At 75.1% G+C, this 21208-nt stretch carries 16 protein-coding genes; 8 read left to right on the top strand and 8 right to left on the bottom strand.

The genetic code is table 11. The annotated features are described in order from the left end of the window. Positions 1 to 105: 105 nt before the first annotated feature. The gene (locus tag GA0070609_RS24325; RefSeq protein WP_088995928.1) at positions 106 to 1035 is read right to left on the bottom strand and encodes a hypothetical protein; all 930 of its coding nucleotides are present in this window, start codon (positions 1033 to 1035) and stop codon (positions 106 to 108) included. A gap of 100 nt (positions 1036 to 1135) precedes the next feature. Here GA0070609_RS24325 and cofD point away from each other — a divergent pair, with 100 nt between their 5' ends. Together cofD and GA0070609_RS24335 are read left to right on the top strand one after the other, a co-directional pair. Beyond that, positions 1136 to 2083 (top strand): 2-phospho-L-lactate transferase, encoded by a 948-nt coding sequence (gene cofD / locus GA0070609_RS24330; RefSeq protein ID WP_088995929.1) that lies wholly within the window; start codon positions 1136 to 1138, stop codon positions 2081 to 2083. Then, complete coding sequence (locus GA0070609_RS24335; protein ID WP_088995930.1) at positions 2080 to 3168, top strand: coenzyme F420-0:L-glutamate ligase; 1089 nt, start codon at positions 2080 to 2082, stop codon at positions 3166 to 3168. Before cofD ends, GA0070609_RS24335 begins: the two co-directional genes overlap by 4 nt. A gap of 97 nt (positions 3169 to 3265) precedes the next feature. Here the strand turns inward: GA0070609_RS24335 and GA0070609_RS24340 are convergent, their stop codons facing one another. Beyond that, on the bottom strand, positions 3266 to 4252 hold the full coding sequence (locus GA0070609_RS24340; protein ID WP_088995931.1) for an ArsR/SmtB family transcription factor: 987 nt from the start codon (positions 4250 to 4252) through the stop codon (positions 3266 to 3268). 287 nt (positions 4253 to 4539) lie between these two features. Continuing rightward, complete coding sequence (locus GA0070609_RS24345; protein WP_088995932.1) at positions 4540 to 5574, bottom strand: hypothetical protein; 1035 nt, start codon at positions 5572 to 5574, stop codon at positions 4540 to 4542. 39 nt (positions 5575 to 5613) lie between these two features. Here GA0070609_RS24345 and GA0070609_RS24350 point away from each other — a divergent pair, with 39 nt between their 5' ends. Further along, complete coding sequence (locus GA0070609_RS24350; RefSeq protein ID WP_088997941.1) at positions 5614 to 6222, top strand: NUDIX hydrolase; 609 nt, start codon at positions 5614 to 5616, stop codon at positions 6220 to 6222. Here the strand turns inward: GA0070609_RS24350 and GA0070609_RS24355 are convergent. Both GA0070609_RS24355 and GA0070609_RS24360 read right to left on the bottom strand, forming a co-directional pair. Continuing rightward, complete coding sequence (locus GA0070609_RS24355; RefSeq protein WP_088997940.1) at positions 6191 to 7279, bottom strand: mannose-1-phosphate guanylyltransferase; 1089 nt, start codon at positions 7277 to 7279, stop codon at positions 6191 to 6193. The genes GA0070609_RS24350 and GA0070609_RS24355 overlap by 32 nt on opposite strands. Before the next feature lie 64 nt (positions 7280 to 7343). Beyond that, a complete protein-coding gene (locus GA0070609_RS24360; RefSeq protein WP_088995933.1) occupies positions 7344 to 8489 on the bottom strand; it encodes a glycosyltransferase family 4 protein in 1146 nt (381 codons plus the stop codon). Between the two features lie 150 nt (positions 8490 to 8639). Here GA0070609_RS24360 and GA0070609_RS24365 point away from each other — a divergent pair, with 150 nt between their 5' ends. After that, positions 8640 to 9329 (top strand): TIGR03089 family protein, encoded by a 690-nt coding sequence (locus GA0070609_RS24365; protein ID WP_088995934.1) that lies wholly within the window; start codon positions 8640 to 8642, stop codon positions 9327 to 9329. A 12-nt stretch (positions 9330 to 9341) separates the two neighbouring features. Here the strand turns inward: GA0070609_RS24365 and GA0070609_RS24370 are convergent, their stop codons facing one another. Both GA0070609_RS24370 and GA0070609_RS24375 read right to left on the bottom strand, forming a co-directional pair. Next, complete coding sequence (locus GA0070609_RS24370) at positions 9342 to 11330, bottom strand: acetoacetate--CoA ligase (RefSeq protein ID WP_088995935.1); 1989 nt, start codon at positions 11328 to 11330, stop codon at positions 9342 to 9344. Between the two features lie 152 nt (positions 11331 to 11482). Further along, positions 11483 to 12001 (bottom strand): acyl-CoA thioesterase, encoded by a 519-nt coding sequence (locus GA0070609_RS24375; RefSeq protein WP_088995936.1) that lies wholly within the window; start codon positions 11999 to 12001, stop codon positions 11483 to 11485. A 23-nt stretch (positions 12002 to 12024) separates the two neighbouring features. Between GA0070609_RS24375 and GA0070609_RS24380 the strand changes: the two genes are divergently transcribed. Continuing rightward, positions 12025 to 12678, top strand: a complete 654-nt coding sequence (locus tag GA0070609_RS24380; RefSeq protein ID WP_088995937.1) for a hypothetical protein — start codon at positions 12025 to 12027, stop codon at positions 12676 to 12678. Between the two features lie 82 nt (positions 12679 to 12760). Here GA0070609_RS24380 and GA0070609_RS24385 read toward each other — a convergent pair whose 3' ends face one another. Beyond that, positions 12761 to 13930: an acyl-CoA dehydrogenase family protein gene (locus GA0070609_RS24385; RefSeq protein ID WP_088995938.1), complete on the bottom strand. Its 1170-nt coding sequence runs from the start codon at positions 13928 to 13930 to the stop codon at positions 12761 to 12763. A 251-nt stretch (positions 13931 to 14181) separates the two neighbouring features. Here GA0070609_RS24385 and GA0070609_RS24390 point away from each other — a divergent pair, with 251 nt between their 5' ends. The 3 genes from GA0070609_RS24390 to GA0070609_RS24400 all read left to right on the top strand — a co-directional run bounded on the left by GA0070609_RS24390 (position 14182) and on the right by GA0070609_RS24400 (position 21188). After that, the gene (locus GA0070609_RS24390) at positions 14182 to 15609 is read left to right on the top strand and encodes a UDP-glucose dehydrogenase family protein (protein ID WP_088995939.1); all 1428 of its coding nucleotides are present in this window, start codon (positions 14182 to 14184) and stop codon (positions 15607 to 15609) included. Between the two features lie 160 nt (positions 15610 to 15769). Further along, positions 15770 to 20722, top strand: a complete 4953-nt coding sequence (locus GA0070609_RS24395) for an SCO7613 C-terminal domain-containing membrane protein (RefSeq protein WP_088995940.1) — start codon at positions 15770 to 15772, stop codon at positions 20720 to 20722. A 121-nt stretch (positions 20723 to 20843) separates the two neighbouring features. Beyond that, the gene (locus GA0070609_RS24400) at positions 20844 to 21188 is read left to right on the top strand and encodes a cupin domain-containing protein (protein WP_088995941.1); all 345 of its coding nucleotides are present in this window, start codon (positions 20844 to 20846) and stop codon (positions 21186 to 21188) included. Positions 21189 to 21208 lie beyond the last annotated feature (20 nt).

Below are 21208 nucleotides of genomic sequence, written 5' to 3' on the forward strand. Positions count from 1 at the left end.
TATGCGCTGATCCACCCCGCCCCGCCCGCCCCGGCCACCCGGTGGGAAACCCCACCCCGCCCCGCCGCCCGCGCTCGGAGGCGAGCGCGGGCGCGGGGTGCCGGGTCAGCGAGGCTGCTCGGGGTTGTCGCCCGGGTTGATCCGCTGGGTGCGGTCGCTGTCGCCGTCGCGCGGGATGGCCTGGGTCGGCTCGGCGGACTGGCGCGGGATCGCCTGGGTCGGGTCGGCCGAGGGCGGCTGGCCGAACGGCGGCGCGGGCTGCGGCTGCCCGAAGCCCGGGACGGGGTTGTCCGACTGACCGAAGCCGGGGACCGGGTTGGCCGGCGGCGCGGACTGCGGGGCCGGCGGCGCCGACTGCGGGGCGTACGGCCCGGCCGGCTGGCCACCGTACTGACCGGGGGCGGCGGTCCAGCCGGTCGGCTGGCCGGGGGCCGGATAGGCGCCGGGCTGGCCGGGCACCGGGTAGCCACCCTGGCCCGGCGCCGGGTAGCCACCCTGCTGCGGCCAGCCGGGCTGGGGCTGGCCGTAGACGCCGGGCTGCGGCTTGGGCTTCGGTACGTAGTAGAGCTTCCGCCACACCGTGTAGACGACGTAGCCGGCGGCCGCGAAGACGGCCAGCCAGGCCACCCGGGCGAGCAGGCCGAGCAGCGAGTCGAGCACCTCGCCCTGGGACAGCCGGCCGACCGTCCAGATGAGCAGGGTCAGCACACCGAACAGGGCGCTGACCGCGTACTCGACGAGCGCCACCTGGGTGATCAGTTTCGCCTTGGCCACCACCGGCTGCACGTGCGTGGCCAGCAGCACGGCCAGCACGGGCAGCACCACCGCCTCCCAACCGGCGAACGCGTAGAAGGCGGTCCCGGCCCGGCCGGTGAAGGTGCCGTACTCGGTCGGGGTCAGCAACCGGATCAGCCCGACGAACAGCAGCACGGCGTTCGCGCCGAGAAGCACGAGCGCGGCGGGTTCGCGGAACGGCTTGGTCAGCTGGCTGGCCCGGGTCGCGTCGGTGGACGCGGGCTCGGCGGGGCTGGTCACGAAGATCCCCCTGGGGGCGAAAGCGGACAGTTGCCGACGTGAGCCTAGTCTCCCCGGCCTCCGGCGGACCGACGGCGTCACGTGCGCGAGGATGGTCGGCATGCGCATCGTGGTTCTGACGGGCGGCATCGGGGGCGCCCGCTTCCTGCTCGGCGTCCGGGCGTACGCGCGGGAGGTCGGCGCCGAGGTGACCGCCGTGGTCAACGTCGGCGACGACCTGCTGCTGCACGGCTTGAAGGTCTGCCCGGACCTGGACAGCGTCATGTACACCCTGGGCGGTGGCGCCGACCCCGAGCGGGGCTGGGGGCGCGTCGGGGAGAGCTGGACGGTCAAGGAGGAGCTGGCCGCGTACGGCGCCGAGCCGACCTGGTTCGGCCTGGGTGACAAGGACGTCGCCACCCACCTGGTGCGCAGCACGATGCTCAACGCCGGCTACCCGCTGCACGCGGTGACCGAGGCGCTGGCCACCCGCTGGCAGCCCGGCGTACGGCTGCTGCCGGCGACCGACGACCGGCTGGAGACGCACGTGGTGGTCGACCTCGACGGCGGCCAGCGGGCGATCCACTTCCAGGAGTGGTGGGTGCGCCACCGGGCCCAGTTGCCCACCCACCGGTTCGTCTTCGTCGGCGCCGAGACGGCCAAGCCGGCGCCCGGCGTGGCGGAGGCGATCGCCGGCGCGGACGTGGTGCTGATCGCGCCGAGCAACCCGGTGGTGAGCGTGGCGCCGATCCTGGCGGTGCCCGGGCTGCGCGAGGCGGTCGCCGACGGTCCGGCCCCGGTGGTCGGCGTGTCGCCGATCATCGGCGGCGCGCCGGTCCGCGGGATGGCCGACCGCTGCCTGGAGGTGCTCGGCGTCGAGTGCAGCGCGGCCGGGGTGGGCCGGCTCTACGGCGGCCGGGCGGCGGGCGGACTGCTCGACGGCTGGCTGGTCGCCGAGGAGGACGAGGGCACCGTGGTGCCGGAGGTGACGGTCCGCGCGGTGCCGCTGCGGATGACCGACGAGGCGGCGACGGCGGCGATGGTCCGTGCCGCGGTGGAGTTGACGTGAGGCTGGAGATCCTGCCGGTGCCGGGCATCGGCGACGTGACCGAGGGCGACGACCTGGCGGCGCTGATCGCCACCGCGGCGCCCTGGCTGCGCGACGGCGACGTGCTGGTGGTGACCAGCAAGATCGTCTCCAAGGCGGAGGGGCGGCTGGTGGACGTCCCGGCGGACGGGCCGGACCGGCTCGCCGCGCGGGACGAGGTGCTGGCCGCGGAGACCGCGCGGGTGGTGGCGACCCGGGGCACCACCCGGATCGTGCAGACCCACCACGGCTTCGTGATGGCCTCGGCCGGGATCGACGCGTCCAACGTCGACAAGACCCGGTTGGTGCTGCTGCCCAAGGATCCGGACGCCTCCGCCCGGGCGCTGCGGGCCGCGCTGCGCGAGCGCTACCACGTCGACGTCGCGGTGATCATCAGCGACACGATGGGCCGGCCGTGGCGCAACGGGCTCACCGACGTGGCGCTCGGCGTGGCCGGGATGGACGCGATCCGCGACCACCGGGGCGAGACCGACCCGTACGGCAACGAGCTCCAGCTGACCCAGATGGCGGTGGTCGACGAGCTGGCCGGCGCCGGTGAGCTGGTCAAGGGCAAGTGCGACCAGGTTCCGGTCGCGGTGGTGCGCGGCTACCTGGGCGCGGCCGGTCCGGACGACGGCGTCGGCGCGGCGGCGCTGGTCCGGGACGCCTCGATGGACCTCTTCTCACTCGGCACCGCGGAGGCGCGGGCCGCCGGGCTGGCCGCCGCCGCCACCCTGCCGGACGGCCCCGGCGCCACCCCGCCCGACCCGGCCGCGGTGCGCCGGGCGATCGCCGCGGTCGCCGAGGTGGTCGCGCCCGGCACCACCTTCACCCTGGTCGCCGACGAGGAGGTACGCGCCGGACTGGTCGCCGCGGTGCCCGGCTGGCCGGCCGAGGCCAGCACCCTGGTGCTCGGCTCCCCGGCCACCCCGGTCGCCCCGGCCGACCTGGTCCGCTTCGGCGCCGACCTGCAACGCCTCCGCACCGCCCTGGCCGCCGAAAACATCCCCTCCGCTCTCCTCCCACCCCCCGCCCACACCACCGCCACCGCCGCCCTGGCCCTCTGAGGCACCGCGCCGTTGATCATGAAGTTGTTGGCACGACACGCCGAGACGACCGACAACAACCTCATGATCGACCGGGTTCGACTCAGGCGGGGTGGGGTCAGGCGTCGAGCATGGCGCGGCCGAGGGGGGTCAGGGTGTGCAGGACGGTGTTGCGGTCGCGCTGGCTGACCAGCAGGCCGGCGTTGCGCAGCACGGTGGCGTGCTGGCTCGCGGCGGCCGGGGAGATCCGCAACCGGCGGGCCATCTCCCCGGTGGTGCAGCCGTCGTCGCTGGCCTCCAGCACCGCGGCCCGGGTGCGGCCGAGCAGCGCGGCCAGCGCCTCCCGGCCGGCGGTGGACCCGGCCCCGCCCGGCTCCAGGCCACCCAACCGGTCCACCGGGTAGACCAGCACCGGCGGTAGCGCCGGGTCGAGCAGCGCGACCGGGGTGCGCGCGCAGAAGAAGGACGGGACCAGCAGCAACCCGCGCCCGTCCAGGTGCAGTTCCCGGCTGTCCGGATAGTCGCGCACCTCGAGCATGCCGGACTCCCAGCGCATCGCCGGCCGCAAGCTGGCCAGCAGCCCCTCCACCCCGTCGTCGAGCAGGGCCCGGGCCCGGCGGGTCCGGTCGGCCTCCACGGCCGCCTGGATCCGCGCCCAGTACGGGTTGATGGCCAGCGACCGGTACTGCTCCATGGCACCGGTGAGCTGCCGCAGCGACTCCGGCTCGCCCCGGGCCAGCGCGGAGGCCCCCCCGGGCAGGCTGGTGCCGCCGGCCAGCAGGGCGAGGTCGCGCTGGAGCAGCGGGACCGGGGTGCTGCGGACCGCGTCCAGGCCGGCCTCGAACCCGGTGACGCTCTGGTAGGGGGTCAGGAAGTCGGGGAAGTAACCGCGCGGCGGGTTCAGCGCGAACAGCAGGCGGAGCCGTTCGGAGGCGCTCTCCTGGCGTAGCCCCTGGGCCACCGAGCGCCGCCAGTTGGCCATCAACGGGTCACGGCTGCGCCCCTGCAGCAGGTGCAGGCTGAGGACCAGCTCCCAGACCGGGTCCGCACCCGGGGCGACCCGGGTCCGGAGGATGTCCTCCTCGGAAAAGTAGATCTTCAGCATGGTGCGCTCCCGCGCCGCCGGGTCAGGGGGATGGCGGGCGACCCTTCGCACTGTACCTGGCCGGCACTTATCTCCATCTTTAAGCGTGGGCTGAAAAACCTCGACGCCCCCGGGGACGGTTAGGCATGCTTCCAGATGCCCGATGAGGCCGGCGCGTCGACGACGCGCCACGTGCCCGGGGCGCCGGGACCGGGGAGGAACCGGTGGCCGGGCGGCACCACGAGGGTCTGCGGCCCACGCTCCGCAGAGGTGCCGTCCGGTCGTCTCGTCCCGGGTGGTCCGCCGGCTCAGCCGACCCAGAGCGCCACCCGGTGGTCCTCGTCCGTCACGTAGAAGCACCGTCCGTCCAGCTCGGCCAGTCCTTCGACGTGGTGGAACGGCGCCAGGTCGGCCACCAGCTCACCGGCGGCCAGGTGCCCCTGCGACGGCAGCCGGAACCGGACGTGCCGCGAGGTGACGTCGCCGCCGGCCGGATGGTCGTCGAGCAGCACCGAGCCCTTGCCCAGCGCGTCGATCGAACCGATCACCGCCGCGTACCCGCCGTCGGGGGCCGGCGCGAAGGCCCGGAAACCGGTGAGCGCGCCGCGCGGGGTCACCCCGGTCAGCGCGTACGCGGCCACCGCGGTCGGCCAGGCCGGGACGTCGGCGAACATCTCCGGCACACCGGCCAGCTCCACCAGGATCGGCTCACCGTCGACGGTCACCGGGAACCGCAGCCCGAGCAGCACCGTGCCGGCCGGGGTGAACGCGGCCGCCTCGACGTTCAGCGGCAGGTCGTCCGGGTTCAGCCGGTTCACCCAGCCCTTCGCCCGGGCGGTGCCGCGCACCAGGGTCGCCTCGACGAACCGGGACCGCACCCGGTCACCGGGCGGCAGCGGGGTGAACGCCGCCTTGGTGAGCGCGTCGTTGACCGCCCGGTGCACCCGGAACCGGTTCCGCACCACCCGCACCGGCAGCACCCCGGTCGCCGCGTCGTCCTCCCGGAACCGGGCGACGAAGGCGCGCCGCGGGCGCAGCGGCCCGCCCTTGGAACCGAAGTGCGAGCCGAACACGTAGACCCAGCCGTCGTGGTGGGCGAGCGCCTCGCCGTCCTCGGTCCGGCCGTTCTCCGTACCCGCGTCGGCGCTGACGTGGTGGGCCGTCCACCGGCCGTCGTCGAGTTCCAGCAGCAGGGCCAGGCAGTGTTCCACCGGGCCCTCGTCGAGCACCGTCCAGAAGCCGCGCCGGGCGCCGTGGGCGCGCAGCAGCGCCGCGGAGCGGACCGGCAGCAGGTCGCTGGCCTCGTTGCCGCCGACCACGAACTCGAGCAGTCGCAGGGTCACCCGGCCAGGGTACGAACCGGCGGCTCGTACAGTGTCGGGATGCCGGACGCCACGACCGCCACCCGCACCACCGACCCGGCCGGGCACCCGGCGCTGCACGCCGACGCGCTCGCGGTGCTCGGCGCCTGGGCGCCGACCAGCCCGGCCGCCGCCGCGGCCCGAGACCGCACCCTCGACCTGCTGGCCGCGGGGCCGGTGGCGACGAGCCGGGCGCACCGCGCCGGGCACGTCACCGCGAGCGCGCTGGTGCTCGACCCGACCGGCGAGCGGGTGCTGCTCTGCCTGCACGGCAGGTTCAAGCGCTGGGTGCAGCTCGGCGGGCACTGCGAGCCGGCCGACCGGACGCTCGCCGGGGCCGCGCTGCGCGAGGCGACCGAGGAGTCCGGGATCGCCGGCCTGCGGGTCGACCCGGTGCCGATCGACGTGGACGTCCACCCGGTCGCCTGCCAGGGCGGCTCGCTGCACTACGACGTCCGGTTCGCCGTCCTCGCCCCGCCCGGCGCGGTGGAACGGGTCAGCGACGAGTCGGAGGCGCTGGGCTGGTTCCCGCCGGACCGGCTGCCGCAGCCGCTGGCCGGCGGGACCGCGCAGCTCGTCGCGCCGGCCCTGGCCGCGCTCAGACGAGCCCCTCTTCGCCCCGCTCCTTGAGCTCGTCGACGATCTTCTTGACGTCCTGCGCCCGGTCCCGGGGGCAGACCAGCACCGCGTCCGGGGTGTCGACCACGATCAGGTCGTGCACCCCGACGGTGGCCACCAGCCGGCCGGAGTGCGGCACCACCACCAGGTTGCTGCTGTCCCGCAGCAGCACCCCCGGCTTCGCCGCGCCCAGCACCACGTTGCCGACGGCGTCGGCCGGCAGCACGTCGCCGAGGGTGTGGAAGTCGCCCACGTCGTTCCAGCCGAACTCGCCGGGCACGGTGGCCACCCGCCCGGCCGCCGCCGCGCCCTCCATCACCGCGTAGTCGACGGAGATCCGGGGCAGCGTGGGCCAGACGGTGCCGAGCACGTCGTCCTGCTCCTCGGTCCCCCACGCCGAGGCGATCGCGGTGATCCCGGCGTGCAGGGCCGGCTGCTGCCGGGCAAGTTCGGCGAGGAAGACGTCCACCCGCCAGACGAACATGCTGGCGTTCCAGAGGTGGCGCCCGGAGCGCAGGTACGCCTCGGCCACCTCGGCGCTCGGCTTCTCCTTGAACTCGGTGACCGGCCGCATCGGCCCGTCGCCGACCGGGTCGCCGGTCTGCAGGTAGCCGTAGCCGGTCTCCGGGCGGGTCGGGTTGATCCCCACCGTCATCAGCAGCCCCTGCTCGGCGCCGCGGACCGCCTCGCGGACCGTCGCCACCCAGCTCTCCGAGTCGGCGATCAGGTGGTCGGCGGCGAACGAACCCATCACCGCCTCCGGGTCGCGCAGCGCGATCACCGCCGCGGCCAGCGCGATCGCCGCACACGAGTCCCGCGGCGAGGGCTCGACCAGGATGTTCTCCTCGGGCAGGCCGGCCAGTTGGCGGGCCACCGCGGCCACGTGCGCGGCCCCGGTGACCACCAGGGTGCGCTCGGGGGTGGTCAGCGGCGCCAGCCGCTCCACCGTGGCCTGCAGCAGCGAGGCGGTGGTGCCGGTCAGCGGGTGGAGGAACTTGGGGTGGCCCGCGCGGGACAGCGGCCACAACCTCGTGCCGCTGCCGCCCGCCGGGATGACGGCGTAAATCACCCGCACATCATGCCCGATTCGCCCGGCCTGGTACGCCGCGGTCGTCGACCCCCCGCACCAGCCCTCAGGCCCGGGCCCGGGACCAGGCCGCGATGTGCACCTCGGCGCTGGACTCCCAGGTGAATTCCTTGGCCCGGTCGAAACCGGCCTTGGCCAGGGTCAGCCGGCGCTGCTCGTCGTCGAGCAGGGCGGCCAGGTCGGTGGCGATCTGGTCGGCGTCCTCGCTGGTGTAGGCGACGGCGTCGCCGCCGACCTCGGGCAGCGACAGCCGGGGGGTGGTGAGCACCGGCGCGGCACACGCCATCGCCTCCAGGATCGGCAGGCCGAAGCCCTCGCCGTAGGAGGGGTACGCGGCGACCAGCGCCCCGCCGAGGAAGCCGGGCAGGTCGGCGTAGCGCAGGTAGCCGGGGCGCAGCAGGCGCAGGTGCGAGGGGACCTCGGCCACCGCGCGGTCGATGTCGTCGTCGTGCCCCTGCCCGCCGGCGATCACCAGGGCCGGCGGGTCGGTGCGGTCGGCCACCGCCCGGGCCCAGCCCCGGATCAGGTTGGGGACGTTCTTGCGCGGCTCCTTGGCGCCGAGGAACGCCACGTAGCTGCTGCTGCCCAGCCCGAGCCGGGCCCGCACCCGGGCCTTCTCCTCCTCGCTGGGCGCGTGGAAGGCGGCGTGGTCGACCCCGTGGTAGGCCACGTCGATCCGGGTCGGGTCGGCGTCGAGCAGCCGGATCAACTCGTCCCGGGTGGCCTTGCTGGGCACGATCACCCGGTCGGCGCGGCGCAGCGAGGTCTTGATCGCGCTGCGGAAGAACGTGCGGCGGGACTTGTCGTAGTGCTCCGGCTCGGTGAAGAAGGTGGCGTCGTGCACGGTCACCGTCACCGGGCAGCCGGCCCGCAGTGGGCAGGTGTAGAAGGGCGAGTGCAGCACCTGGGCGCCGACCTGCTGGGCGAGCAGCGGCAGGCCGGTCTGCTCCCAGGCCAGCCGGGCCGGGCGGTGCGCGACGGCGGCCGGCGCGGGAATGATCTCCGCGCCGGGCAGCATCCGCGTGTAGCGCTCGAGGTCGGTGCGGAGGCTCACCACGGCCAGGTCCACCCCCGACCCGCACACCTTGCCGAGCGCGCCGAGCAGGCCGTCGACGTATCTACCGACGCCGCCGCGGTCGGCGGGGACACTCGTGGCGTCGATGAGCACGCGGGGCGGGCGACCGGCGGTCACGGGGCGACTCCTTGAACTGGCGGGTCTGTGGGGAACAACACTCCGGCAAGCCTACGCCGGAGCCCGGCTCGGGCGCTGACTGCGACCCGACGGTACGCCGACTTGACGTCGTCATCGAGTACGGCCCGCGGGGGCGTATCGTTCGCGTCGATGGCCGACAACATTGCCCGGGTGTTCGCCGGCGCGATCGCGCCCGATCCCACCCGCCCGCTGCTGACCTGGTACGACGACGCCACCGGCGAGCGGACCGAGCTGTCCGGCGCGACGCTGGCGAACTGGGTGGCCAAGACGGCCAACCTGCTGGTCGACGGCGCGGCGCTGGGCCCGGGCGACACCGCCGCGGTGCTGCTCCCGCCGCACTGGCAGACCGCGGGGGTGCTGCTCGGCTGCTGGTCGGCCGGGCTGGCGGTGGCCCGGGAACCGGGGCCGGTGGGCGCGCTCTTCGCCACCGCCGACCGGGCCGGCGAGGCGGACGCCTGGCCGGCCGACGAGCGCTACGCGCTCGGCCTGCACCCGTTCGCCCTACCGCTGCCCCAGGTGCCGCCCGGCTTCGCCGACTACGTGGTGGAGGTACGCACGCACGGCGACCAGTTCACCCCGTACGCCCCGGCCGGGCCGGGCGAGCCGGAGCTGATCGCCCGCGCGGTCGAGCGGGCGGCGGAGCTGGGCATCGCCCCCGGCGACCGGGTCCTGATCGACACGGCGGCGTACCCCGACCCGCTCGACTGGCTGCTGGCCCCGCTCACCGCCACCGCCAGCACCGTCCTCTGCGCCAACCTCGACCCCGCCCGCCTCCCGGCCCGGGCGGAGACGGAGAAGGTCACCCGCACGCTGCCCTGAGCCCTCGCCGGGTCAGGCCGGGGTGGGGTGGTCCTCGGTGGAACGGCGCTGGGCGAAGCTGGCGAACGCCGCCAGCGACTCGGGATTGGCCAGGGCGCCCTTGGCCGCCGCCGAGTCCACCGGCGTACCGGTGAGGATCTTCTTGACCGGCACCTCGAGCTTCTTCGCGGACAGGGTGCGGGGCACCGCCCGGACCTGGTGGATCTCGTCGGGCACGTGCCGGGGCGACAGCGCGGTCCGCAGCTCGCGGCAGATCCGGGCGCGCAGCGCGTCGTCGAGTTCCAGGCCCTCGGCGAGCACCACGAAGAGCAGCAGCTCACCGGCGCCGCCCTCGTCGTCCTCCAGGTGCACCACCACCGAGTCGACGACCTCGTCCAGCCCCTCGACCACCGAGTAGAACTCGGCGGTGCCGAGCCGGACGCCGCCGCGGTTGAGGGTGGCGTCGGAGCGGCCGGTGATCACGCAGCCGCCCCGCTCGTCGATCGTGATCCAGTCGCCGTGCCGCCAGACCCCCGGGTAGTGGTCGAAGTAGGCCTCCCGGTAGCGGGTGCCGTCCGGGTCGTTCCAGAACCCGACCGGCATGCTCGGCATCGGCTCGGTGATCACCAGCTCGCCCAGCTCGCCGATGACGGGGGTGCCGTCGCCGGAGCGGGCCTCCACCTTGGCGCCGAGCGCCCGGCAGGTGATCCGCCCGGCGTGCACCGGCAGCAGCGGCACGCCGCCGACGAAGCCGGTGCACACGTCGGTGCCGCCGGAGAGCGACTGGAGCTGGAGGGTGTCGCCGACGGTGGCGTACACCCAGGTGAAGCCCTCGGCCGGCAGCGGCGCGCCGGTGGAGCCGAGACCGCGCAGCGCGGAGAGGTCGGCGATCTCCTTGGGCACCAGACCGGCCTTGCGGCAGGCCAGCAGGAACGGCGCCGAGGTGCCGAAGTAGGTGGTGCCGGTCCGCTCCGCCAGCCGCCAGAGCGCGCCCAGGTCGGGGTGGCCCGGGTTGCCGTCGAAGAGCACGATCGCCGCGCCGACGGCCGGCCCGGAGACCAGGAAGTTCCACATCATCCAGCCGGTGGTGGTGAACCAGAAGAACCGGTCCGCCGGGCCCAAATCGTGGTGCAGGGCGAGCATCTTCAGGTGTTCCAGCAGGATGCCGCCGTGCCCGTGCACGATCGGCTTCGGCAGGCCGGTGGTGCCGGAGGAGTAGAGCACGTAGAGCGGGTGGTCGAAGGGGACCGGGGTGAAGGTGAGCGGCTCGTCGGTGTCGGCCGCCAGCTCGTCCCAGGAGATCGCGCCCGCCGGCTGCTCGCCGGCCGGGTCGAGGTAGGCGATGCCGACGGTGTGCTCCAGCGACGGCAGGGCGGCCCGGATGGCGGCCACCTCGCCCCGGCGGTCCACCGGCTTGTCGCCGTAGCGATAGCCGTCCACCGCGACCAGCACCTTCGGCTCGATCTGCTGCCACCGGTCGGTGACGCTGCGGGTGCCGAACTCGGGCGCGCAGGAGGAGAAGATCGCCCCGACGCTGCTGGTGGCGAGCAGCAGCACGTACGTCTCCGGGATGTTCGGCGCGTACGCCGCCACCCGGTCGCCGGCGGTGACGCCGAGCCGGCGCAGCCCGGCCGCCACCCGGCGGACCTGCTCGCGCAGGTCGGCGGCGGTGAGGGTGACCGGCTCCTGGGTCTGGCCGTGCGCGATGACCACCGGGTCGTCGTCGGCGCGGCCGGGCATCCGCAGCACGTTCTCGGCGTAGTTGAGGGTGGCGCCGGGGAACCAGCGGGCGCCGGGCATCCCCCGGTCGGCCAGCGTCGCGGTCGGCGGGGTGTGCGCGATGACCTCGAAGTGGTCCCAGATCGACCGCCAGAACGCGTCCAGGTCGGTGACCGACCACCGCCACAGCTCGTCGTAGCCGGCGAAGCCCAGCCCCCGGTGCTCCCGCAGCCAGCTCAGGTAGGTCCCGATCCGGGACCGCTCGCGTACGTCCGCCGGCGGCGTCCACAGCACGTCAGTCACTGCTCCACCCTCCCCTGGCCCCGCACGACGCTGTGAAATGGGCCGTGGCGCCATCTTGCCCTACCTCAGATCGTCATTCTGCGCACCGGGTGCCGTCCAGGGCGCGTGGCCGGGCCACATGCCGCACCGCGCGGTTGTGTGGATCCGGCGGCTCAGCCGGCCCGGTGGGCCTGGATGGCGCGGCGGCGGGCCAGCCGGTGCGCGCGGCGGATCTCCGCCTCGCGGAACCGGCGCTCGTCCTCCGGGGTCTCCGGCAGCACCGGGCGCACCGGGCGCGGCGTCCCGCCCACGTCCACCCCGACGAAGACCAGGTAGGCGGTGGCCACCCCGACCGGTTCGTCCTCGGCCGAGTCCCAGCGCTCGGCCACCACCCGCACGCCCACCTCCATCGAGGTCTGCCCGGTCCAGTTGACCTGGGCGTGGGCGTGCACCAGGTCACCCACCCGGACCGCCTCGGAGAAGACGATCTCGTCGATCGCGGCGGTGACCGCCGTGCCGCCGCTGTGCCGGGCCGCCGCGGCGCCGGCCACGTCGTCGACGAACTTCATCAGCACGCCGCCGTGCACGGTCCCGTAGAGGTTCACGTCGACGGCGGTCATGATCCGGCTCAGCGTGACCCGGGAGTACGACGTCGGCTTGCCCGACGGTGCGGCGGAGGGGTGCTCTGTCATGTCGGAAACGGTACGGTGCGCGGATGCGACATCTCTGGAGCTTCCTCGCCGGGTTGGTGGTGGCACCCGTCACGTGGGTGCTGGTCGCCCTCGGGCAGGACGGGTCGGCCGGCACCGTCGACCGCTGGGTGGAGATCGGCACCTTCAACACGGCCAACCTCATCGAGCCGGCCGTCTACCTCGCGGTCGGCGGGATCCTGCTGGGTCTGCTCGGCACGCTGCGCATCTCACCGCTCGGCCCGCTGGTGGCCGGGCTGCTGCTGGCCATCCCGTACGTGGGGCTGTTCGTCGCGCCGTTCCAGGTGCGCAACCGCATCCCGGACGACTGGAAGGCCTTCGGTGATCCGCTCCCCCTGCGCCTGCCGGTGGAGAACGGCACCCTGTTCCTGATCGGCCTGCTGCTGATCGTGGCGGTGTTCAGCGGGCACCGCTGGCGGCAGTGGCCGGAGTCGGCGACCGAGCCGGCCCCGGCCGCCGGGCCGGCCGGGCAGGACTTCACGCTGACCGACTGGTCGTCGTCGGGCACGTCGGACCGGGACACTCCCCCGCTCACCCTGGGCTACCCCGATCCCACGCCGCCCGAACCGCTGCCCCGCCGCACCGGTGGCGAGTCGCCCTGGTCGGCACCGCCCCGCTCGACCAGCCGCGCGGAGGACACCACCACCGAGATCAAGTGACGGACGGGCGGGCCGGGTGACCGGCCCGCCCATGATCCGCCGTACCCGCCTGCGGACCGGGTCGGTCCGCCGCGGCGACCCGTCAGGCCAGGCCCTTGAGCAGCTGGCGGGCCATCACGATGCGCTGCACCTGGTTGGTGCCCTCGTAGATCTGGGTGATCTTGGCGTCCCGCATCATCCGCTCCACCGGGTAGTCCCGGGTGTAGCCGTAACCGCCGAGCAGCTGCACCGCGTCGGTGGTGATCTCCATGGCCGCGTCGGAGGCGAAGCACTTGGCCGCCGCGCCGAAGTAGGTCAGGTCGGCGTCGCCGCGCTCGGACCGGCCGGCCGCGGCGTACGTGAGCTGCCGCGCCGCCTCCAGCTTCATGCCCATGTCGGCGAGCATGAACTGCACGCCCTGGAAGTCGGCGACCGGCTTGCCGAACTGCTTGCGCTCCTGCACGTACCCCTTGGCGTAGTCCAGCGCGCCCTGCGCGATGCCGACCGCCTGGGCGGCGATGGTGACCCGGGTGTGGTCCAGGGTCTTCATCGCGGTGGCGAAGCCGGTGCCCTCCGCGCCGATCATCCGGTCCGCCGGGATCCGCACGTTGTCCAGGTAGACCTCGCGGGTCGGCGAGCCCTTGATACCCAGCTTCTTCTCCGGCGCGCCGAAGCTGACCCCGGAGTCGGACTTCTCGACCACGAAGGCGGAGATGCCCCGGGAGCGGGCGGCGGGGTCGGTCACCGCGAAGACGGTGTAGTACTCGGACACCCCGGCGTTGGTGATCCAGCGCTTCACGCCGTTGAGCACCCAGTGGTCGCCGTCGCGGACCGCGCGGGTGGTCATCGAAGCCGCGTCGCTGCCCGCCTCCGGCTCCGAGAGGCAGTACGAGAACATCGCGTCACCGGAGGCGACCTTCGTCAGGTAGCGGCGCTTGAGCTCGTCGGAACCGGCCAGCAGCAGCGGCATGGTGCCGAGCTTGTTCACCGCGGGGATCAGCGAGGAGGAGGCGCAGGCGCGGGCCACCTCCTCGATCACGATCGCGGTGGCCAGGGCGTCCGCGCCGGCGCCGCCGTACTCGACGGGGATGTGCGGGGCGTGGAAGTCCGCGGCCCGCAGCGCGTCGTACGACGCCTTCGGGAACTCACCGGTCTCGTCCGCCTCGGCGGCGTGCGGCGCCACCTTGGCCGCACAGACCTCACGGACCGCCTCCCGGATCGCCTGGTGCTCCTCCGGCAACCGGTAGACGTCGAACGACTCCTCTGCGGCCATGTCGGCCCCTCCCCTTCACGGCTATCATGCGCAGTCGGTAACGTCACCTGATCGCCCGACGGCGCAGACTGAAGGATAGCGACCGGTTCAGCTGATGTTACCGCCGCGTAGGCTTGGACCTGACGGAGCGCCCACGCCGCCGGCGATGATGGAACAGACAGGCATAGAGTCCCTCTGGTGCCCGGCCCAGGCGCCGCAGCGGCAGAACGCGACGCGACGACGCGCCGCCAGTGCGAGCGGAGAAGACAGGCGTGACGATCCCGTACCCGAACATCCAGCCGGTACCCGCCATCGCCGCGGTGACGCCCCCCTCGGGCGCACCCCGGCCGCGGGTCACCTTCCTGGGCACCGGCTACCTCGGCGCGACGTACGCCATCTGTTACGCCGAACTCGGTTACGAGGTGCTCGGCTTCGACGTCGACGCGGACAAGATCGCCAAGCTGAACGCGGGCGAGGTGCCGATCCACGAGCCCGGCCTGGACGAACTGCTCAAGCGCAACCTGGCCGCCGGTCGGCTGCGGTTCAGCACCGACATCGCCGAGACCGCCGACTTCGGTGACGTGCACTTCATCTGCGTCGGCACCCCGCAGCGGGCCGACGGCATGGGCGCCGACCTGTCGTACGTCGAGGCGTCGGTGACCAGCCTCGCCCAGCACCTGACCCGCAAGGCGCTGATCGTCGGCAAGTCCACCGTCCCGGTCGGCACCGCCGAGTGGGTCGAGCAGCTGGTCGGCAAGCACACCCCGGCCGACCTCGGCGTCGAGGTGGCGTGGAGCCCCGAGTTCCTCCAGGAGGGCTTCGCCGTCGACGACGTGCTGCGCCCCAACCGGATCGTGGTCGGGGTCAAGAGCGAGTGGGCCAACGGCATGCTCTACGCCGCCCACAAGGGCGTCTTCGACCTGGCCGCCAACGAGGACCGCGAGGTGCCCCTGGTGGTCACCGACTTCGCCACCGCCGAGCTGGTCAAGGTCGCCGCGAACGCCTTCCTGGCCACCAAGATCTCGTTCATCAACGCGATGGCCGAGGTCTGCGAGGCCTCCGGCGGCGACGTCACCCAGCTCGCCCGGGCCATCGGCTACGACCCGCGGATCGGCAACCGGTTCCTCCAGGCCGGCCTCGGCTTCGGCGGCGCCTGCCTGCCCAAGGACATCCGGGCGTTCCAGGCCCGCGCCCAGGAGCTGGGCGCCGGCGAGGCGCTGCGCTTCCTGCACGAGGTCGACCTGATCAACCTGCGCCGCCGGACCCGGGTCCTCCAGCTCGCCGCGGAGCTGCTCGGTCGCCGCTCCGGGCCGGCCGGTCCCGACCTGTCCGGCACCCGGATCGCCGTGCTGGGCGCGACCTTCAAGCCCAACACCGACGACGTGCGCGACGCGCCCGCGCTGGCCGTCGCCGCGCTGCTCCGCAAGGCCGGCGCCGACGTGCACGTCTACGACCCGCAGGGCACCGAGAACGCCCGCCGGGTGGCGCCCGAGCTGACCTACGAGGCCAGCATGAACGACGCCGTCACCGGGGCCGATCTGATCTGCGTGCTCACCGAGTGGGCCGACTTCCGCAACGCCGACCCGGTCGCCCTCGGCGAACTGGCCGCCGGCCGGAAGGTCGTCGACGGCCGCAACTGCCTCGACTCCACCCTGTGGACACAGGCCGGCTGGGAGTACCGCGGCATGGGCCGCCCCTGACGGGTTCTCCCTTCCCCTGACACCGACGGCCGGCCGCGGAGCGTGCTCCGCGGCCGGCCGCGTCATTGGTTTGCCGGGACCCGCCGTCAACGGTCGAATTCCGCGCCGGCATTGGGCATGCTGCGACAGTGGAAGTCCACAGTGCGGGTGGAGGGGTGTCGTGGCGACGTTTCAGTGCTCCTCGTGCGGCCGGGAGATCAAGCCGGCTGTCCGCTGCCCGCACTGCGGGGCCGAGCAGCCACAGTGGATCGAGCACCTGGCCGAGATCGAGCGTTCCATCGCGGAGATGAAGGCCCGCGAGGCCGCCATCGCCAGCGAGCAGCGGCAGATCGCCGCCAAGATGCAGGCCGCGCTCTTTCAGCGGGACATCCTCGCGCACGCCGGTGAGGAACGGCTCAAGCAGGCCACCCGGCCCCGCCGGGTGCTGCGCCGCCGGCCCGGTCGCCGGCCACCCACCGCCACCACCGGCGCCCCGCCCCGGGTGCCCCGGCAGGGCACCCCGCCGCCCGGCCCGGACGACCCGGAGCCGCCTCTGTCGACCGCCACCTGGCTCGACGCCGACGACCCGGAGCACCCGCCGGAGGCGTCCTCCCGGGAGGTGCAGAACATCCCGCTCGGCTTGGGCGCGCTGCTGCTCGGGGTGGCCGCGGTGGTCTTCGCCGCGGTGGCGACCAGTTCGATGGACGCGCTGGGCCGGCTGGGCATCCTGCTGCTCGCCACGGTGCTGATGCTGCTCGCCCCGCCCGCGCTGGCCCGCCGGGGGCTCACCTCCACCGCCGAGACCATCGCCGCGGTGGGACTGCTGCTGGTGCCGCTGGCCGGGTACGCGCTCTGGGCGGTCGACCGGATCGGCGGCAGCGGCGCCTCGGGGGCGGTCTTCGCCGGGCTGGTCTTCGCGGTCACCGCCGGCGTCGCCTTCGGCTACGCCAACTGGACCGGCCTGCGCGCCCCGCGGTTCGCCACCGTGCTCGCCGCCCAGCCGGTGCTGCCGCTGTTCGCGTACGACCGGATCACCGGACCGGCCGGCTGGGCGCTGGCGCTGACCGCGGTGGCCGTCCTCGACCTCTGGCTGGCCCGCACCGCCGTCACCGTGGAGCGGCCGGTACGCCGCGACCTCCCGCCGCCCGCCCCGACCGAACCGACCGAGCCGAGCGAACCGGCCGAGGCTGGGCCGGCCGGCGCCCCGACGGCGCCCCGGCAGCGGCAGCCCGAGGGCCGGCCGGAGGGCGCCCCGGAGGAGTCCGGTGAGGTGCTCACCGGCACCACCCCGACCGGCCCGGACGCCGCACCGACCCGTCCGGTGCCGTGGCTGCGCGAGCTGACCTGGCTGTTGCACGGCGTCGCGGTCGTGGTCGCCCTCGCGTACGCGGTCACCGCCCTGCTGCGCGCGCAGGCCGTGCCCACCGCGGTCGGTGCGGGCGCGGTGCTGCTGCTGGCCGCCACAGTGGCGCTGGCCGGGACGATCGCGCTGCGCCGGCCGCCGCTGCCGGACGTCGGCGCCGGCATCCTCACCCTCGCCGTGATCGGGGCGCTGGGCCGGGTCGCCTCGGTGGCGTTGCCCGGCCGGTCGCTGCTGCTGATCGCGGCGGTGATCACGGTGACCGGGTTGGCCGTCCGCGCGGTGCCGGAGGCGGCGCGGCGGGGCCCGCAGTTCGCCTCCGCGGTGGCGCTGACGGTCAGCGGCGTGGTGGTGGCCGGCGGCGCCCTGCGGGCCGGCGTGGCCCCGGTCCGCGCCGCGCTGCCGGCCTGGGCCGCCGACCTCGACCGCCACCCGGCCGAACTGGCCGCGGCGGTCGGCCCGGCCGCGTGGCAGCTCGCCGCGAGCGCCTTCCTGCTCACCGTCGCCGCGGTGCTGGCCCTGCCGCCGGAGATCCGCCGGGAGTTCGCGGTGGTCGGCGCGGCGCTGACCGCGCTCGCCGTCCCGGCCTCCTTCGGGCTCGACTGGACGGTGGCGCCCTGGCCGATGGTGCTGGCCGCGGTCGGCATCGGCGTGGCCGGCGTCTCCGCCCGCACGGAACGGGCCGCGCTGGCCCACGCGCTCACCGCCGCCGGGGTGGGCCTGTTCGGCGCGGGCGCCGCGCTGGCCCGGCCGGCGCTGACCACCGCGGTGCTGCTCACCCTCTTCGCGGCCGGCGTCCTGGTGGCGGTGGCGCCCCGGGTCCGGCTCGCCCCGGCGGCGACCGAGACCCTCTCCGCCTGGGCCGCCGGCGGTGCGGTGTTCGCGCTGCCCGGGGCGGTGGCGGCCTTCGTCGCCGCGACCGTGCCCAGCGGCCCGACCCCCACCCCGGCCAGTCTGCGCGAGGTGACCGTCCCGGTGCTCGCGGCCGCCTTCCTCGCGGTCTGCGTCACCCTCGGGTACGCCGCCATCGTGCAGGTCTCGCAGCGGCAGATCCCGGTCCCGCTGGCGGTCGGCACCGGGCTCGGTGCGCTGGTCGTCACCGCGGCCGCGTTCGGCGCGCCCGGCGCGACCGTCGCCGACGCCTGGGTGGGCGCGCTGCTGCTGGTCGCCGCGGTGCTGCTCTTCCTGGCCCCGTCGATCGACGCGGGTCGGCGCTCCGACCTCACCCTCGACGGGTCCGACCTCGCGGCGGCCGCGGTGACCGCCGCCCTGATCGCCACCCTGGTCCGGGTGGCCGCCGTGCTCGCCCCGGGCGGCCAGCTCGCGGTGGCCGCCGCGCTGGTGCTGGTGGTGGCGGTCGCCGCCCGGGCGATGCCGACGGAGTGGCGGCGCGGGCCGGTGCTCGGGATCGCCCTCGGCGGGACGCTGATCGGGGTGCTCGCCGGCTGGATGGCGCTGCGCGGCGGAGTGGGCGTCCTGGCCACCCCCGGTCCGATCTGGGCCGGTGACCTGAGCGGCTGGCCGGCCGCGCCGACCGGCGGCGCGACCTGGCAGGCCCCGGTCGCGCTGGCGCTGCTCGGCGTCGCCGCCGCGATCCTCCTGCCGTCGCCCTGGCGGTACGACGTGTCCGGGGTGACGGCCGTGCTCGCCACCATCGGCGCCCCGGCCGCGTTCGACCTGCCGTGGTGGTCACCGGTGCTGGTCGGGGGCATGGTCGCCACGGTCTTCGGGATGGCGGCGGTGGCCTCGGTCGACCCGCGCGCCGCGCTGTCCCGGGCCACCGTGGCCGGGGTGGTGGCCCTGCACGCGGCCGGCGCCGGGCTGGTCCGGCCGTGGACCACCGCGCTGGCGCTGGGCAGCATCGCGCTGATCGGTGTCGTGGTGGCGGCGCTGGCCAGGTCGCTCGCCGAGCCGCTGGTGCCGGACATCGACGCCGACGGGATGCCGCCGTACCTGGCCCAGATCGGGGGCGCGGCGGCCGGCGCGGCGGTGCTCGCGCTGCCCGGTGCGGTCGCCGCGTTGGCCGCCGAGTTCGGCCGCTCGCCGCAGGTGGTGCTGACCGCCGCGCTGGCCGCGTCCAGCCTCGGCCTCGCCGGGGTGGCCGCGGTGCGCCGGCAGGTTCCGCAGTATCTGCCGTGGACCAGCGCGGCGGCGGTCGGCGGCGCCACCGTCAGCGCCCTGGCCGCCGTCCCCAGTGGCCTGCCGGTGGGCGTGTACGCCGCCGCCGCGGCCCTGCTCGGGGTGCTGGCCGAACTGGTCCGCGGGGCCACCGAGCCACCGGTCGGCTCGGCCCAGCCGGTACGGCGCTGGTCGGTGCTGCTCGACGGCGCGCTACGGCGGTTGCCGGAGGACGACGGCCGGCGCCGCTGGCGGGTCAGCCCGGCGGCCGGCGCCCTCGCCGCGGCCGCCCTGCCGACCGCGCTCGCGCTGGTGTCGATCATGCCGGCGCTGGTCGTGGCGCTGGTCGAGCCGCAGGCCACCGTAACCCGGGTGTGGCAGGGACCCCCGCCGGGGCTGCTCGACCCGCCGCCCGGCGCGGTCGACCCGGCGCACGTGCTCACCGCGCTGCTGCTGACCGCGACCGCGGCGCTGGCCGCCACCGGCTTCAGCGGTGGCCGCCGGTCCCGGGCGGTGCCGGTGGTGCTGCCCGGCGCGGCGGTCACCCTGCTGATCACCCCGACCGCGCTCGGCATGGGCTGGCCGACGAGCACGCTCGCCGCGCTCTCCGTCTTCACCATCTCGATGCTCGGGCTGGCGCTGACCCCGCCCCCGCCGCTGGTCGAGCCGGCCCGCTCACTACGCCTGGCGCGGGTGCTGGTCTTCGTCATCGGGCTGGCGGCCGGTGGCGCCGGGCTGGCCGGCAGTCTGGCCACCCGGGAACTGACCCTGTTCACGCTCGGCGGCGCGGTCGGGGTCGGCACGGTCGCCGCGCTCTTCGGCAGCAACCAGCGGGCCCGCATCCTCGGCTGGCTGTTCGCCTCGCTGATGGCGCAGCTCTTCGTGCTCACCGCCGGCCTGGTCGCCGGGCTGGCCGCGGTCTGGTCCGCGTTCGGCGTACTGGCGGTCGGGGCGGCGTTGCAGGTCTTCGCGGCCACGCTGCCCCGGCTGCGCCGCCCCGAGGCGCAGCGCGAGGCGGCCACCGTGGAGTGGAGCGGCCACGCCGCCGCGCTGATCGCCCTGGCGCTGGCCTTCGACTCGCCACGGCACATCGCCGCCCTGCTGGCAGCCTGGGGTGCGGTCCTCGGGGTGGCGGCGACCCGGCCGGGCCGCCGGCCGATGGAGCGGCGGATCCTGTTCTGGGCGGTGGTGGTCTGCGAGATCAGCGCCTGGTGGATCCTGATGCGGGTCGCCGACGTGGCGCTGCCCGAGGCGTACACGCTGCCGTTCGCGGCGCTGGCTCTGCTGGTCGGCGTCCTGGAGCTGCGGCAGCGCGCCGACCTGAGCAGCTGGGTGGCGTACGGGCCGGCGCTGGTCGCCGCGTTCCTGCCGACCCTGGCGATCGTGCTGGCCACCGATTCCAGCACGCTGCGACAGGTGTTGCTGCTGCTCGGCGCGGTGGCCGTGCTGATCTTCGGCTCGATGAGCCAGCAGCAGGCCCCGGTGATCGTCGGCGCCACGGTCACCGCGATCACCGCGATCCACGCGCTGTTCGCGTTCGGCCCGTGGCTGGCGCTGATCCCGGTCGGCATCCTGCTGCTGGTGCTCGGCGCCAGCAACGAGCGGCGCCGCCGCGCCCAGGAGCGGTTGCAGACCGCCCTGCGCGGCATGCGGTGAAACCGGAGGGTCCCCGCGGGCCTCGGCCCGGGCCGGCGCGCACGGCGTGTGGGCCGGGCACGGTGGGCCGGGCGCGGACGCGTGCACCACGGGCCGGGTCCGGGTTGGCTAGGCTCCGGCCGTGCGGATCATCGAAGGTGCCGGGGTGTGGACGCCGCCCGCCGGGGCGGCCAACGACTGGGTGGAGCACCTGCGCGTGCCGGACCTGTCGGTGGGGACGTACTGCATCCCGGCCGGCGGGGTCGACGACCAGAGCCCGCACACCGAGGACGAGATCTACGTGGTCACCGCCGGGCGGGCCCGGATCGTGACCCCGGGCGGCGCGGCCGAGGTCGGCCCCGGTTCGGTCATCTTCGTGCCCGCCGGCGAGGAGCACCGGTTCGTGGAGGTCACCGAGGACCTGGCGCTGCTGGTGGTGTTCGGCCCGGCGTACGGCTCGCGCGCGTCGGGCCCACCGACCGGCTAGCTCGGTCGACCGGCACCGGT

It is taken from the genome of Micromonospora echinaurantiaca, from assembly GCF_900090235.1.
In the GTDB taxonomy this organism is placed as follows: Bacteria; Actinomycetota; Actinomycetes; order Mycobacteriales; family Micromonosporaceae; genus Micromonospora; species Micromonospora echinaurantiaca.

What these genes read in the sequence shown, in the direction of transcription:
- GA0070609_RS24380 (WP_088995937.1), top strand. Translation starts at nt 12,025, where the DNA reads ATGCGACATCTCTGGAGCTTCCTCGCCGGGTTGGTGGTGGCACCCGTC.
- GA0070609_RS24385 (WP_088995938.1), bottom strand. Translation starts at nt 13,930, where the DNA reads ATGGCCGCAGAGGAGTCGTTCGACGTCTACCGGTTGCCGGAGGAGCAC.
- GA0070609_RS24365 (WP_088995934.1), top strand. Translation starts at nt 8,640, where the DNA reads ATGGCCGACAACATTGCCCGGGTGTTCGCCGGCGCGATCGCGCCCGAT.
- GA0070609_RS24375 (WP_088995936.1), bottom strand. Translation starts at nt 12,001, where the DNA reads ATGACAGAGCACCCCTCCGCCGCACCGTCGGGCAAGCCGACGTCGTAC.
- GA0070609_RS24340 (WP_088995931.1), bottom strand. Translation starts at nt 4,252, where the DNA reads ATGCTGAAGATCTACTTTTCCGAGGAGGACATCCTCCGGACCCGGGTC.
- cofD (WP_088995929.1), top strand. Translation starts at nt 1,136, where the DNA reads ATGCGCATCGTGGTTCTGACGGGCGGCATCGGGGGCGCCCGCTTCCTG.
- GA0070609_RS24350 (WP_088997941.1), top strand. Translation starts at nt 5,614, where the DNA reads ATGCCGGACGCCACGACCGCCACCCGCACCACCGACCCGGCCGGGCAC.